This window comes from Paraburkholderia sp. (assembly GCF_036488795.1).
GTDB lineage: Bacteria > Pseudomonadota > Gammaproteobacteria > Burkholderiales > Burkholderiaceae > Paraburkholderia.
On record NZ_DASXHA010000142.1, the window covers coordinates 17,695 to 32,068 of the forward strand.

The following is a 14,374-nucleotide window of genomic DNA, read 5'->3' on the forward strand; positions in this document are numbered from 1 at the left end:
GCAATGATTGTACATGCCGAGGCCAAAAGCGCCAGACCTCGCAGCTATTTCCAAATCGGAATCAAAAGGGTTTGATATTTCATTTAATGATTTAAAAGGCACGCTGTGGGCATGTCCTGGCCGATCAGGCAGCATGAGTGAAAACGCCATTCTGTCCTCAAGGCAGCACACGTTGAATGCATCCGGAATGACACAATCGTACTAATTATTTACCGAATTATTCAGAATCTGCAAAACTGCGATTTAAAACCCACGTCCCCGAATATCCACACATTCTCAAGGCGAAAAAAATGCCCCGTTTCATCACAAAACGGGGCATTCGCGAAACTGACGCCTTACATAAGCAAACTCAAACGCGTTCGATCGCGATCGCGATGCCCTGGCCGACGCCAATACACATCGTGCACAGCGCAAAGCGGCCCTGGGTGCGCTGCAGCTGATACATGGCCGTCGTGACGAGGCGCGCGCCGCTCATGCCAAGCGGATGGCCCAGCGCAATCGCGCCGCCGTTCGGATTGACGCGCGCGTCGTCGTCCGCCACGCCCAGTGCGCGCAACACCGCGAGGCCCTGCGACGCAAACGCCTCATTCAGTTCGATCACGTCGAACTGACCGATGTTCATGTTCAGACGCGCCAGCAATTTCTGGGTAGCCGGTGCCGGGCCGATGCCCATCACGCGCGGTGCGACGCCCGCGGTGGCAATGCCGAGCACGCGCGCACGCGGCGTCAGGCCGAAACGCTTCGCCGTGGCTTCGTTGGCGAGCAGCAGGGCCGCAGCGCCGTCGTTGACGCCCGACGCATTGCCCGCCGTCACCGTGCCGTCCGCACGCACCACGCCCTTGAGCTTCGCGAGTGCTTCGAGACTGGTTTCACGCGGATGCTCGTCTTGCGACACCACCAGCGGATCACCCTTCTTCTGCGCGATCGTCACCGAGACGATTTCCTGCGCGAGCGTGCCATCACGTTGTGCACGCGCGGCTTTCTGCTGGCTGCGCAGCGCGAAAGCGTCCTGATCGGCGCGGCTCACGTGGTAGTCCGTGGCGACGTTTTCGCCGGTTTCCGGCATCGAATCGACACCGTACAGCTGTTTCATGAGCGGATTGACGAAGCGCCAGCCGATCGTCGTATCGTAGATGTCGGCCTGACGTGAGAATGCGCTGGTCGCTTTACCCATCACGAACGGCGCACGGCTCATGCTTTCGACGCCGCCTGCCACCATCAGGGCCGCCTCGCCCGATTTGATCGCACGCGCGGCGATGCCGACCGCGTCCATGCCCGACCCGCACAAACGATTCACGGTGGAACCCGGCACGCCCTCCGGCAAACCTGCCAGCAGCAACGACATGCGCGCGACGTTACGGTTGTCTTCGCCCGCCTGATTGGCGCAGCCATAGATGACGTCGTCAATGGCGCTCCAGTCGACGTCCTTGTTGCGCTCCATCAGCGCCTTGAGCGGCACTGCGCCCAGATCGTCGGCGCGGACCGACGACAGGGCACCCGCGTAGCGGCCGATTGGCGTGCGAATCGCGTCGCACAGGAAAGCTTCAGTCATGTGATGTCTCCAGTTGGATACTGCGCCGCTTGCGCCGCCGCGTGAGCCGCTACACCCGTCTGGTGTCGCGCAACGCGCCATGGCCGCTCATGCATGAGGCGACGGCAAGCGGAAGGACTCTGCGGAATCCAAGCCACGCTGCCACCGTGGACTCCGTACAACCCCAGTGCAGGATAGCAGCGAATGGTTCCGGCGGATTCGAGTTTTGTTCGATATATGAACAACAGATCGTATATCGAACATTCAGGCTCGATAATAGGCGCGTGCCGGAAACCCTGTCAAGCATGCGCAGACAGGGCCAGGGATTACCAGCAAGGGGAATGGATGCGGTTTGGGACGGCGAAGGCGGCGCAGCACGCCCACAAACCGCTGACGGGAAGAACAGGAAGGAAGCGCGGCCAGCCGCCTCAAGTCAGACGAATCTTTTCGTCTTCGATATAGCTGCGGATCACGTCCGCGAAACTGGCATCGCCCTTCAGACCGAGTTGCTCGGCACGCGTGGCGTCGAGACGCACGGCCCAGCCAGCGACGATCTTGTCGATGCGCGGATCCACTTTCCATTCGATGCGCGCCGCCACGTGCTCTCCGGCGACTTCGCGCAGCGCCGCGACCATCTCGTCGATGCTGACCGAGATGCCCGGCAGATTGAGCGCGCGCTGCATGCCCAGCACGTCTGCGTCGATTTCAAGCCCGGCAATCAGCGACGCAATCGCGTTGCGCGGCGACAGCAGCCACACCTTCGTGCTGCGTGACACCGGACAGACCGTCGTCTCGCCGTTCAATGGCTCACGAATGATGCCGCTCGCAAACGACGAAGCCGCCGCGTTCGGTTTGCCCGGCCGCACGCTGATGGTCGGCAGGCGCAGCACGCGGCCGTCGACGAAACCGCGTCGCGAGTAATCGTTGAGCAGCAATTCGGCGATCGCCTTTTGCGTTCCGTATGAGGTTTGCGGATTGAGCGCCGTGTCGCTGCGTACGAGCTCGGGCATCTCGCCGCCATACACGGCGACCGAACTCGTAAACACGACGCGCGGCCGATGCCCGCGCATCCGGCAGACTTCAAGCAGCAAACGCGAAGCGTCGAGATTGATGCGCATGCCCAGATCGAACTCCGCTTCGGCCTGGCCGCTGACAATCGCGGCCAGATGGAAAATCGCCGAGGTCGTGTCGTCGATCACGCCTTCGAGCACGCTGCGCTCGGCGATATCGCCCACCTCGATACGCACGCGGTGGTCGTCGAAACCCGTTGCCGCTACCACGTCCAGCAGGATCAATTCGGTGATCTTCTGCGGCTTGCCGTCCGGGTCCTTCAGTTCGCCGCGTGAGAGCAGTTCACGCGCGAGGCGCTGGCCAAGAAAACCTGCGCCGCCTGTGATCAGTACTTTCATGATGTCGAGCGTCCTTGATCGTTACCAGTCGCTTTGCTTCAAGCGTCGTTCTTCAAGCCTGGTTCTTCAGGTACGGCTTGACCCACCCGAGCCCGGCCGACGTACCCGCGCGCGGCCGGTACTCGCAACCAATCCAGCCGTCATAGCCGAGCTGGTCGATTACATCGAACAGGTACGGATAGTGCAATTCACCGCTATCCGGCTCGTTGCGCTCCGGCACACCCGCTACCTGAATATGGCCGATGCCCGGCATATCACGCTTCAGTTTGACCGCGAGGTCGCCTTCGACGATCTGACAGTGATAGCAATCGAATTGCACCTTCAGATTCGGCGCGCCCACTTCCGCGCAGATCGCCTGCGCGTCATCCTGACGGTTGAGGAAAAAGCCGGGCATATCGCGCGTGTTGATCGGCTCGATGACGATCATGACGCCTTCGGCCTGAGCAGTTTTCGCCGCATACGCGAGGTTCTGCAAATACACCTCGCGATGCCGTTCGCGCGCTTGACCGGCGCCGAGCAAACCCGCCATCACGTGCAGCTTGCGATTGCCGAGCTCGCGAGTGTATTCGAGCGCGGTATCCACGCTGCGGCGAAACTCGTCCTCGCGCCCCGGCAACGAAGCGATGCCGCGCTCGCCCGCCGCCCAGTCGCCTGGCGGCGCATTGAACAGCACCTGGGTGAGGCCGTGCTCGGCCAGCAGCGCCTTCAGCGTGGCCGCCGGAAAATCATAGGGAAACAGGTATTCCACGGCCTTGAAGCCGTCTTGCGCGGCAGCGGCAAAACGTTCGAGGAAGCCGTGTTCGGTGTACATCATCGTCAGATTGGCAGCGAAGCGAGGCATTACAGCAACTCCTTGGTTTGACTAGACGAATCCCGGACAGCTGGATGTGATGCGTGACAGCCTGCCCGGAGCAGCATTACCAGCGCGCACCGAACACCGTGCGCAATTCTTCGAGCGCGGCCTCGTCGAGCGGCGCGGGGCGCGGGTTCGACATCAGCCAGAGCCGCGCGGTTTCTTCGAGTTCTTCCAGTGCATACGATGCCTGCGCGACCGAGCGCTCCCACACGACCGGGCCGAGCCGCTCGAGCAGCACGCCGCGCACGCTGTCGGCAAGCGCCGCGATCTGTTCCGCAACCTGCGGATCTCCCGGGCGACGATAGCGAATCAGCGGTACGTGACCCACTTTCATCACGTAATACGGCGTGATGGGAGGCAGCACGTCGGCGTCGCTCCATACGCCGGCCAGCGTGAGCGCGACGAGATGGGTCGAATGGGTATGCACGACGCCGCGCGTATGCGGGTTGCGTGCATAGATGCCACGATGCAGCGCCAGGGTCTTCGACGGCTTGCCGCCCGAGACCGCGTTGCCGGCCAGGTCGACCTTGGCGATATCGGCGGGATCGAGCCGGCCAAGACAGGCATCGGTGGGCGTGATGAGCCAGCCGTCGTCGAGACGCGCGCTGATATTGCCCGCCGTGCCCACCGTATAGCCGCGTTCGTACAGGCTCGCGCCGGTCGAGCAGATTTCCTCGCGCACGTCAGCCTCGTTGCTGGAGCGGATCGCCGGCGTCATGCTGCGGCGCCCTCCAGATGACGCAGCGCTTTCGCGAAGAAATCCGTGGCGCCGAAGTTGCCGGATTTGAGCGCCAGCGCGAACGGTGCGTCGCCGGTGGTGGCGGTAGCAGGCACCCCTGGATCGATCTGCGCGCCGATGCGCAGCATCCGCACATCGAGTGCCTGCACGACCGCGCCCGAAGTCTCGCCGCCCGCGACCACGAACTTGCGCACCCCCAGATCACGCAGACCCTGCGCAATCGCGGCGAGTGTTTTTTCGACCAGCTCCCCAGCGTGCTCGGCACCGAGTTCGCGCTGGACGACCTTCACTTCATCCGGCGTAGCGGTGGCGTAGATCAGGACCGGTTGACCCGTGACGGCGTACTCGCGCGCGAACGCGAGCACCTCCTCGACCACGGGTGCCCCGCGCGCAATCGCCAGGGGATCGATCCGGAACGCCGGCCGCGACGCATCGCGCCACGCGGCCACCTGCGCGTTGGTCGCCTTCGATGCACTTCCGGCCAGCACGGCGGACAGGCCTTCGACCTTAGGCAACTGTGCCGCGTTCGCGGTGGTGGCCAGCAAACCGGCGCGGCGGAAATTGTCCGGCAAACCCAGGGCGAGTCCTGACCCCCCGGTGACCAGCTTGAGATTCGCGCAGGCTGTGCCAAGCGTGTGCAGGTCCGCGTCACAGACCGCGTCGGCAATCGCCATCCGCACGCCGTCTTGCTGCAACGCTGCAAACGACACGCGCACCGCCTCGGCGCCCTGCGCCACCTTGTCGTAGCGCACCAGTCCGACCTTCGATTCAGTCTGGCGCTGCAAGACGCGCACGAGGTTGGCGTCGGTCATCGGCGTGAGCGGATGATGTTCCATGCCGGACTCGTTGAGCAGAACATCGCCTACGAACAGATGGCCGCGATAAAGCGTGCGGCCGTTTTCCGGAAACGCGGGACAGGCAATCGTGAAAGCTTGCGCATCGGCGCCGCACAGCGCGTCGAGCAGCGCGTCCGCCACCGGACCGATGTTGCCCGCGTCGGTCGAATCGAAGGTCGAGCAGTACTTGAAGAAAAACTGCCGGCATCCTTGCGCGCGCAACCATTCGAGCGCGGCCAGCGCTTGCGTGACGGCGTCCCTGACCGGAATCGTGCGCGATTTCAGCGCGACCACCAATGCATCGGCTTCAAGCGGCTCACTGGACGACGGCACACCGATCGTCTGCACCGTGCGCATACCGCCGCGCACCAGCATGTTCGCGAGATCCGTCGCGCCGGTGAAGTCGTCGGCAATGCAGCCGAGCAACGCACGTGTGGCAGAACCCGTCATATCGCTCGCTCCTCGTTATTGCGCCGCCGGCACGTCGATGCCGGGAAAGATCTTGATCACCGCTGAATCGTCTTCGCCGCCATGCCCTGCCGCCGACGCCATCATGAACATCTGATGCGCCGCCGCCGAAAGCGGCAACGGAAATTTCGTGCGGCGCGCGGTATCGAGCACGAGACCCAGGTCCTTGACGAAGATGTCCACCGCAGACAACGGCGTGTAATCGCCCTTCAGAATATGCGGCACGCGATTCTCGAACATCCACGAGTTGCCCGCGCTATGCGTGATGACGTCGTAAAGCGCTTCGGCGTCGACGCCCTCGCGCAAGCCCAGCGCCATGGCTTCCGCAGCGGCCGCGATATGCACGCCTGCCAGCAGCTGGTTGATGACTTTTACTTTCGAACCGATACCGTGAGCGTCGCCTAGCCGGTACACCTTCGCGGCAATCGCGGCCAGCACGGGCTCGCATGCCGCGTAGGCAGCGGCGGGACCGGAGGTCATCATGGTCATTTCGCCAGCGGCGGCGCGCGCCGCGCCGCCCGAGACCGGTGCATCGAGCATCAGCAAACCGGCCGCTTCGACGCGCTTGCCCAGCGCGACGGCGAAGTCCGGTGCGACCGTTGCGCTCGCAATCACCACGCTACCGGGTTTCATCTGCGCCACCGCGCCTTCGCTGCCGAACAATACCGCTTCGGTCTGCGCCGCATTGACCACGAGCGTGATCACCGTTTCGCATTGCGCGCCCAGTTCCGCCGGACTCGCGCAACCCATCCCGCCTTCCGCGACGAATCCTTGCAACACCGCGCTGCGCAAATCGCACGCGTGGACCTGAAAGCCTGCTCGCAGCAAGGATCGGGCAACGCCCAAACCCATCGCGCCCAAACCAATCACGCCGACCTTTCCGGACATGCTCCACCTCTCCAATCAATGCGTTGTGTACCGCGTGCGCCGTTTGCCCGCTCAGCAGATCCCAGCTTCCGCGAGACGGCGCGCAGCGTTGTACAGATGCGTGCTGGCGGCTTCACGCGCCGCCGACGCGTCGCCCGCGCGAATCGCGGCGACAATTGCCGCGTGTTCGTCGCGCACCTGGCGCGAGAAGTCTTCACGCAATGCCTCATTGCGGCGCGTGACAAGCGTGCCCGCCTCGAGGTACTGGTTGAGAAACGTGAGGGTCTTGAGAAAATACGGATTGCCGGTGGCAACCGCGATGGTGCGGTGGAAAGCGACGTCTTCGGCGACGCCGTCGTGACCTTCGGCGACGGCTTCGTCGATGCGGGCGAGCGCGGCGTCGATGGCGGCCATGTCCGCGTCGCTGCGGCGCTGGGCGGCTTCGGATGCAACCTCGGCTTCGATAGCTCGACGCAACGCGAGAATCTGCGGCACCGAGCCGGCCTCGATGGCCTCCGCATAGTCGATCCGCAGCGGCCGGACCGTGCCGTGCGCAGCGATGAACACCCCGCTGCCCTGGCGCGGCTGCACGACGCCTTCGTTCTTCAGACGCGAGATCGCCTCGCGGATCACCGTGCGGCTCACGCCGAACTGTTGCGCGAGGACAGCCTCGGTGGGCAGCTTGCCGTCTTGCGCAAAGGCGCCCTTGTCGATTTGCGTCAAGAGCTGCTGGGCAACCGTATCGCTGAGCGCGCGGGCAGGAATTTTCTCGAACATGATGTCAGCACCGGTCACGTGGTCTGGTCATCATACAAATTTACCCGGGAGATCGCATCCCGGAAAACCCTGATACAGCCTGCCATTTCGATGATGAAACACGCATGCAGCGAAGCAGGTCCCACCTTTGGCCGCCTGACCGGCGTAAATTCGGCGAGGTTGGCGAAACGCAAGGCTTAAGCTATCTTCACGGCTTTCTACGCGCCCCGTGCAGAAAGGCCCAGCGCGCCGCGCCGTCGTGCTGCACGGCGCCCGCAGCCGCCGCGACCGTCACCTACCGCTTTCCCAACAGGCCCATGAGCAAAGCCCCACCAGCGTCTCCCGATGATCCGCTCACCGCTGCCGACGCGCCGGACAAGCCGGGCGACTCGTACGTGCAGTCGTTCGCCCGTGGCCTCGCCGTGATCCGCGCATTCAATGCCGAACGGCCCGAGCAGACGCTCACCGACGTCGCCGCCGCGACCGGTCTCACGCGCGCGGGTGCCCGGCGCATTCTGCTGACCTTGCAGACCCTTGGCTATGTCGAGGCCGAAGGACGCCTGTTCCGCCTGACGCCGAAGATTCTCGATCTGGGCTTTGCGTATCTGACTTCCATGCCGTTCTGGAATCTCGCCGAACCGGTGATGGAAGAACTGTCGGCGCAAGTCCACGAAAGCTGCTCGGCGGCCGTGCTGGATCGCACGGAGATCGTCTATGTGCTGCGCGTGCCGACCCATAAGATCATGACGATCAACCTGTCGATTGGCAGCCGCTTGCCGGCATATTGCACGTCGATGGGCCGCATGCTGTTGTCGGCGCTCGACGACGAGACGCTCGACGCCACGCTCAGTTCGACGCCGCTCTATGCCTATACGCCGCGCACCGTCACCGACAAGGAAGAGCTGAAGAAGTTGATCGCGCAGGTGCGCCGCCAGGGATGGGCGATCGTCGATCAGGAACTGGAGGGGGGATTGATCTCGCTGTCCGCGCCGATCCGCAACCGGCAAGGGCGCGTGATTGCCGCAATGAATATCAGCGGTAACGCCCAGCGGAATTCGGCCAGGCAAATGGTAAAAGCGTTTCTGGAGCCGTTGCAGCAGGCCGCGCAAAACGTGTCGGACCTGGTGGCGCGGCGGGGGTAGGGGGCCCTGGCGGGCGGCGGCCCGCGCCGCCCTTTTTAGGTGCTTGTCGCGGTGCCCTCAGTGCGCCCTTTCTGCGCCACTACTTCGCCGATATTGGGCCACTACTGCCCCACTACTGCCCCACTACTGCGCCACTATCGCGGCCTCGCTGCGCGATTACTGCCCGAGATAACGCTCAACCAGCCGCGTCCAGAATGCCGCGCCCACCGTGAGATTGCGGTCGTTGAAGTCGTAATGCGGGTTGTGCACCATGCAGCCGTCTTCGCCCACGCCGTTGCCGATTCGCAGGAACGTGCCCGGCCGCTTTTGCAGCATGAACGCGAAGTCTTCGCTGCCCATCAGGATGTCGGTGTGCGCGACCACCTTGTCGTCGCCCACCAGTTCGCGGGCCACATCAATCGCGAACTGCGTCTCGACGTCAGAATTCACGACCACCGGATAGCCCTCGACGTACTCCACCCTCGCCCTGGCGCCGTAACTCGCGGCCTGGCTTTCCGCGAGTTCGGTGATGCGCTGTTTCAGCAGCGCGCGCACTTCCGGGCTGAACGAGCGCACGCTCAACTCCAGCTTCGCGGTACTTGCAATCACGTTGCTTGCGGTGCCCGCGTGCATTGAACCAACCGTGACGACAGCCGGCTGGGAGGGATCCACATTGCGCGCCACGATGGTTTGCAAGGCCATCACGATGCTGGCCGTCACGACCACCGGATCGACCGTCAGATGCGGACGCGCCGCGTGGCCGCCGACGCCTTCGATCGTGATGACCGCCCTGTCGCCCGCCGACATGAACGGCCCCTTGCGAAACAGCAGCACGCCCGGCTCCGCGCCCGGATGGTTGTGCATGCCGAACACCGCATCACACGGAAAGCGCTCGAACAGACCCTCTTCGATCATGGTCTTCGCGCCGCTATCGACACCGGTTTCTTCAGCCGGCTGGAAATACAGATGTACCGTGCCGCAGAAACGGCGCGTTTTCGCCAGATGGTGCGCCGCGCCGAGCAGCATCGTCGTATGGCCGTCGTGGCCACATGCATGCATCTTGCCGGGCGTGCTGCTTGCATAGGGCAAGCCGGTTTGCTCGATGATGGGCAGCGCGTCCATATCCGCGCGAATGCCGATGCTGCGTGCGCCGTCGCCCACCCTCAGCGTGCCGACTACACCGGTGCGTCCCACGCCGCGCGTCACTTGCCAGCCCCATTGTTCGAGTTTGTCCGCCACCAGCGCCGCCGTCGCAACTTCTTCGTAAGCCAGCTCGGGATGACGGTGGATCTGGTGACGAATTTCGCGCAGGCCTTCGGCTGCGTCGCTGAGGTCGGCGAGTTGCGTCAAACCTGGAGGGGAATCTACGGTTGAAGGTTCGGAAGGACGCACTGCTTCTCTCATCAGGAACTCCAGATAGGGTGTACCGCAAGCCATGCGGCGAACCGGCGAACCGGCGAGCCAGAGCACGACGCCGCCCGGTGTCAGGCTGCGCTTCGAACAGGGATCATTCAGTCGCGAGCAGGCGGGGCAATTGACCGACACACATCAGCCAGGCCATACGCAAAGAGACCGCAGCACGACGTGACAGATTCTGCCACACCATACGGCGTCAAGAACGGCGTGAAGCGCGCGGCAATCCGCACGCCCAGGCAAACCGACGTCACTCGCTGCCTGGTTTGACGATGCCTTCCAGCTGATAGAGTTCGAGCTTGCGATAAAGCGTGCTGCGCGAAACGCCTAACGAACGGGCGGCCTGAGTCAGATTGCCGTGCGCGCTATGCACGGCCCGCGCGATGGCGAGCCGTTCGGTCTCCTCCAGGCTGCCCGCCTCCTCGTGCACCGGCCGCATGACGCCGGCAGTCGCGGTTTCGTCGAGTATTTCAGCCGGTAGTTCGTCGAGCGACACGGCCGCTTCGCTTGACGTCAACAGCAGATTCTCGATGACGTTGCGCATTTCCCGCACATTGCCCGGCCATGAGTAGGCGCGCAGCACCGCCATGATCTCGGGGCTCAATTGTCGTTCCACCACGCCGTGCCGTTGAGCGAGCCGGCGATTGAAATACTCGACGAGCAGGTCGATGTCGATATCCCGCTCGCGCAGCGGCGGAATGCGGATCCGCGTGACGCTGATGCGGTAATACAGATCGCGGCGGAAGTGGCCGGCCTCGACTTCTTCGCGCAGATTGCGATTGGTCATCGCAAGCAGACGCACGTCGACGTGCCGCGGCTGCGTGTCGCCCAGCCGGTACACCACGCCCTCCTCCAGCGCACGCAGCAGCACCGGCTGAAGTTCAAGCGGCATCTCGCCGATTTCATCGAGGCACAGCGTACCGCCGTGCGCCAGTTCGAAGCGGCCCGCGCGGCCTTCCGTGGTGGCACCGGTAAAGGCGCCGCGCACATGGCCGAACAACTCGCTCGCGATCAGTTCTTTCGACGCCGCGCCGCAGTTGTAAGCGACGAAAGGGCCACCACCCGCCTCCTCGCCGTGGATGGCGCGCGCAAACAGTTCTTTGCCCACGCCCGTCTCACCTTCGATCAACACCGGTACCCGTCTGCAGGCAAGCTGACGGCCCCGGTGGAGCGCGGCCAGCATCGCCGTGCTTTGGCCCTGGATCTGCGCGAAACAGTTGCGCTGCGGATCGGCCTCGCCGCTGCGCTGCGCGACCCGTGCTGCGACGGAGCGCGAGCGCGCCGGCACCACCAGCATGGCGCCAATCGTGTTGCCCTCCACCACCACCGGATTGAACCATTCGGCACTCAAGCCTGCGGGCAAACGGTGCGCCCATTCCTCGACGGCGGAGTTTTCGTCCATGCCCGGAAAGCGTTCGCCGATGCCGACCGGCAGCGTCATCTTGCCTGTCGTATGCACGAGCCGGCCGCTGCGATCGATCGCGATCATCCCGGTTGCATCCGACGACGACAACTGTTGCAGGCAAAACGACAGCAGGCGCATATGCTCGCGAGCAGCCTGCTCGGCGAGCACCATTTCGATCTGGCGCGCGGCTGTCACCGCCAGGGTCAGGTTGTTGATCTGATACGTGGAAGGCGGCCCGGATATATCCAGCACGCCGATGACCTTGCCGGTGCCGGGCTCGCAAATCGGCGCCGCCGCGCAACTCCACGACTTGATGCCTTCGCAGAAGTGCTCCGAAGCGTGGATATAGGTCGGCTCGCGCGTCGCGATTGCCGTGCCGATACCATTGGTGCCGGCATGCCCCTCGCGCCAGTCGCCACCAATCGTCAAATGGATTTTTTCGGCCGCGGCGAGGGTGCGCAGGTCGCCTGCGGCCTTGAGAATGATGCCGTCCTGGTTGGTCAGCAACAGCACGGAGTGCGAATCGGCGAAGAGGTCGGCCGTAATGGCGAACAGACGATCGGATGCGGCCAGCAATTCGCGGTGCCGCCAGCACAACTCCGCAATCGCGTCGCCGCGCACCGCGATCGGCGCCGATCCCGCCGTGGGGCTGACACCGGATTGCAGACTGCGTTGCCAGGAATCGATCAAGGCCGTGGGCGCGGATGTCGATGTTTCACCCGCCAGAAAACGCTCCCATGCAAGCATGGTGACGCGGTCGGAATGACGCACGCTGGCGCGCTGCGCGTTCGCGACGATGCTGCGCATCGCCGCCTGATCGCCTAGACCCGACATGCTGCCAATCTGATGTCTCCTCGCCACAGCTTTCCTCCACGGCGATGCGTCAGCGCGGAACCTGGCTCTGCGGCCGGCCTCGTCGTGACTCGCGGGTATGTTTCGAGTGGGGACTCCTGTCTGCTTCCATAAAAAACTGGCAGCGCGTTCGCGGCCTAGTATAGGCCTGGATTTTCAGCGCGTCTTTTGGGGAAAACACAGAGCGAAGCAACGCACGGCGCGAACCTGCGTGTCATGCCATTGCCTTCATGATGGCGTCGACCACACCGTGAAAAAAGGGCGTGGCTGCCGCGCTCAAATCGGCCATCAGCAAACAGGTGCCGCCCAACGTGATGCTCCAGCCCAAGCCGCGCTTGAGCCGGCGTGCCGCGTCCCTAGCCATCGTTCGTCTCCTTTCCTGCGTGGCCGTTCGATCATCGCCGATCGCAGCCTTTCTGTGTCACCTGTTTGACATCGACCGGCCACCTGCAAAGCAGATATAGCCGGCTATAGCGCTTCTATTGACGGCCGAGCAATTCGGCGCCCGCACCTAATGCGGGTCCGGCGGTTGGATCGAGCGTCTCCGGCTTCTTCGCGATCAATGTCTGCGTCGTCAAGATCAGGCCCGCTACCGATGCCGCGTTACGCACCGCACTGTAGCTGACCCGCACCGGGTCGATGATGCCTGCCTCGATCAGATTGACGAACGCACCGCTGCGCGCATCCAGACCCATGCCAGGTTTTGCCCGCACGGCCTCCGTCACGATTGCCGCACCATCGAGGCCGCAATTCGTGGCGATATGAAAGAGCGGCTTGGCCAGCGCGCGCTGCAGCAATCTGGCGCCCTGCTGCACGCTGCCGTGGGTTTTTGCAATCACGCCTTCGAGTTCGGACGACACGCGCAATAGCGCCATGCCACCCCCGGGTACCACGCCCTCGGCGATCGCCGCGCGCGCAGCGTGAATCGCGTCGTCGATCAGATGAAGCCGCCGTTTCTGTTCAACCGGCGTTGCTCCACCGGCCAGAATCAGCGCCGTGCCGCCCGACAGTTTCGCGAGGCGCACCTGATATTTATCGCGCTCGACGTTTTCCGGCGCCATCTCGTACTGGCGCGCCACCTGCTGACGCCGCGCCGCTATCGCAGCCGTATCGCCGCCACCGGCGGTAATGATGGTCTGGTTCGACGAGATGCGCACCTGGCGCGCGCTCCCCAGGTCGCGTAGTTCGGTCGCCTCCAGTTTGCCGCCCAGGTCACGCGCGATCACCTTGCCGCCGGTGACGATGGCAATGTCCTCCAGCATGGCCTTGCGCCAATGCCCATATTCGGGCGGATGGATCGCCGCGACCGGCACGCCGCCGTTGTCGCGCCACGCGAGCAGCGTCATCACGCAAGCCGGCGCCACTTCTTCGGCAATGATCAGCAACGGACGCTTGCTCTGCGTCGCGAGTGCCTGCAAGGCCGCCACTTCTTCCTGCGACTGCAGCCGTTGATCGGTCATCAGAATCAGCGGATTGTCGAGCACCACCTGCATGCGTTCGATATCCGTCACCATGTGATGCGAAAGATAGCCTCGATCGAACGCCATACCGTCGACCACCTCGAGGCGCGTTTCGACCGTCGTGCCGTATTCGACGTCGACGATGCCATCTGCGCCAACGCGCTCCAGCGCCTCCGCCACGAGTTTTCCGGTGAACTCGTCGTTGGCGGCCACGACTGCCACGGCGCGTACCTCTTCGCTGCCGCGCAGCGGCGTCGCTGCGCGCTTGAGTGCCTCGATCACTTCATTGACGGCCAGCTCCAGACCCTGGACCAGCTCGACGGGATTCGCGCCTTGCGCAAGACAGGCGAGGCCGTCCTGCACCAGCGCGTCGGCCAGCACCGTGGCCGTCGTGGTGCCGTCGCCGGCGACTTCGTTGGTCTGCTTCGATACCTCACGCACGACCTGCGCACCGATGTTCTCGAACGGATCCTCCAGCTCGATCTCGTTGGCGATGCTCACGCCGTCGCGCGAAATGATCGGCGTGCCGATCGGCCGGTCGATAATCGCGTTCATCCCGCGCGGGCCAAGCGTGCCGCGCACTGCCTTGGCCAGCTTCGCAACGCCACGTCCGAGCGCCATCCGGGCCTCGTCGTCATGCAGCATGATGTTCGGCATGATC

At 63.9% G+C, this 14,374-nt stretch carries 12 protein-coding genes; 1 reads left to right on the plus strand and 11 read right to left on the minus strand.

The genetic code is table 11. The features are described from left to right. Positions 1–349: 349 nt before the first annotated feature. The 7 genes from pcaF to VGH41_RS21110 form a co-directional block, all read right to left on the minus strand. Positions 350–1,552, minus strand: coding sequence for a 3-oxoadipyl-CoA thiolase (pcaF, locus tag VGH41_RS21080; RefSeq protein WP_331599497.1), 1,203 nt, complete (start codon positions 1,550–1,552; stop codon positions 350–352). A 407-nt stretch (positions 1,553–1,959) separates the two neighbouring features. Next, positions 1,960–2,940: a D-erythronate dehydrogenase gene (denD, locus tag VGH41_RS21085; RefSeq protein WP_331599498.1), complete on the minus strand. Its 981-nt coding sequence runs from the start codon at positions 2,938–2,940 to the stop codon at positions 1,960–1,962. A gap of 52 nt (positions 2,941–2,992) precedes the next feature. Further along, on the minus strand, positions 2,993–3,781 hold the full coding sequence (gene otnI, locus VGH41_RS21090) for a 2-oxo-tetronate isomerase (protein ID WP_331599499.1): 789 nt from the start codon (positions 3,779–3,781) through the stop codon (positions 2,993–2,995). Between the two features lie 76 nt (positions 3,782–3,857). Beyond that, the gene (locus tag VGH41_RS21095; RefSeq protein WP_331599500.1) at positions 3,858–4,514 is read right to left on the minus strand and encodes an aldolase; all 657 of its coding nucleotides are present in this window, start codon (positions 4,512–4,514) and stop codon (positions 3,858–3,860) included. Continuing rightward, complete coding sequence (otnK, locus tag VGH41_RS21100; protein ID WP_331599501.1) at positions 4,511–5,821, minus strand: 3-oxo-tetronate kinase; 1,311 nt, start codon at positions 5,819–5,821, stop codon at positions 4,511–4,513. The genes VGH41_RS21095 and otnK overlap by 4 nt, the downstream gene beginning before the upstream one ends. A 15-nt stretch (positions 5,822–5,836) precedes the next feature. Continuing rightward, positions 5,837–6,727 (minus strand): L-threonate dehydrogenase, encoded by an 891-nt coding sequence (ltnD, locus tag VGH41_RS21105; protein WP_331599502.1) that lies wholly within the window; start codon positions 6,725–6,727, stop codon positions 5,837–5,839. A 51-nt stretch (positions 6,728–6,778) separates the two neighbouring features. Then, entirely contained in the window at positions 6,779–7,483 is a 705-nt protein-coding gene (locus VGH41_RS21110; protein WP_331599503.1) for a FadR/GntR family transcriptional regulator, read from the minus strand. A gap of 296 nt (positions 7,484–7,779) precedes the next feature. On the opposite strand from VGH41_RS21110, the gene VGH41_RS21115 reads away from it, so the two are divergent. Beyond that, positions 7,780–8,604 carry an IclR family transcriptional regulator gene (locus VGH41_RS21115; RefSeq protein ID WP_331599505.1) on the plus strand — a complete coding sequence of 275 codons (825 nt, stop codon included), beginning with the start codon at positions 7,780–7,782 and terminating at the stop codon, positions 8,602–8,604. A gap of 156 nt (positions 8,605–8,760) precedes the next feature. Here the strand turns inward: VGH41_RS21115 and VGH41_RS21120 are convergent, their stop codons facing one another. The 4 genes from VGH41_RS21120 to VGH41_RS21135 form a co-directional block, all read right to left on the minus strand. Continuing rightward, positions 8,761–9,987, minus strand: coding sequence for a M20 aminoacylase family protein (locus VGH41_RS21120; protein WP_331599506.1), 1,227 nt, complete (start codon positions 9,985–9,987; stop codon positions 8,761–8,763). Between the two features lie 259 nt (positions 9,988–10,246). Then, a complete protein-coding gene (locus tag VGH41_RS21125) occupies positions 10,247–12,262 on the minus strand; it encodes a sigma-54-dependent Fis family transcriptional regulator (protein WP_331599507.1) in 2,016 nt (671 codons plus the stop codon). Positions 12,263–12,467: 205 nt separating this feature from the next. Further along, the gene (locus tag VGH41_RS21130) at positions 12,468–12,617 is read right to left on the minus strand and encodes a hypothetical protein (protein ID WP_331599509.1); all 150 of its coding nucleotides are present in this window, start codon (positions 12,615–12,617) and stop codon (positions 12,468–12,470) included. 115 nt (positions 12,618–12,732) lie between these two features. Then, entirely contained in the window at positions 12,733–14,370 is a 1,638-nt protein-coding gene (locus VGH41_RS21135) for a molecular chaperone GroEL (RefSeq protein WP_331599510.1), read from the minus strand. Between the last annotated feature and the right edge of the window lie 4 nt (positions 14,371–14,374).

Bases quoted from the DNA above. Each gene is read 5' to 3' on its own strand.
- VGH41_RS21135 (WP_331599510.1), bottom strand. From the start codon at position 14,370: ATGCCGAACATCATGCTGCATGACGACGAGGCCCGGATGGCGCTCGGA.
- ltnD (WP_331599502.1), bottom strand. From the start codon at position 6,727: ATGTCCGGAAAGGTCGGCGTGATTGGTTTGGGCGCGATGGGTTTGGGC.
- otnK (WP_331599501.1), bottom strand. From the start codon at position 5,821: ATGACGGGTTCTGCCACACGTGCGTTGCTCGGCTGCATTGCCGACGAC.
- VGH41_RS21095 (WP_331599500.1), bottom strand. From the start codon at position 4,514: ATGACGCCGGCGATCCGCTCCAGCAACGAGGCTGACGTGCGCGAGGAA.
- VGH41_RS21115 (WP_331599505.1), top strand. From the start codon at position 7,780: ATGAGCAAAGCCCCACCAGCGTCTCCCGATGATCCGCTCACCGCTGCC.
- otnI (WP_331599499.1), bottom strand. From the start codon at position 3,781: ATGCCTCGCTTCGCTGCCAATCTGACGATGATGTACACCGAACACGGC.
- pcaF (WP_331599497.1), bottom strand. From the start codon at position 1,552: ATGACTGAAGCTTTCCTGTGCGACGCGATTCGCACGCCAATCGGCCGC.
- denD (WP_331599498.1), bottom strand. From the start codon at position 2,940: ATGAAAGTACTGATCACAGGCGGCGCAGGTTTTCTTGGCCAGCGCCTC.
- VGH41_RS21130 (WP_331599509.1), bottom strand. From the start codon at position 12,617: ATGGCTAGGGACGCGGCACGCCGGCTCAAGCGCGGCTTGGGCTGGAGC.
- VGH41_RS21120 (WP_331599506.1), bottom strand. From the start codon at position 9,987: ATGAGAGAAGCAGTGCGTCCTTCCGAACCTTCAACCGTAGATTCCCCT.
- VGH41_RS21110 (WP_331599503.1), bottom strand. From the start codon at position 7,483: ATGTTCGAGAAAATTCCTGCCCGCGCGCTCAGCGATACGGTTGCCCAG.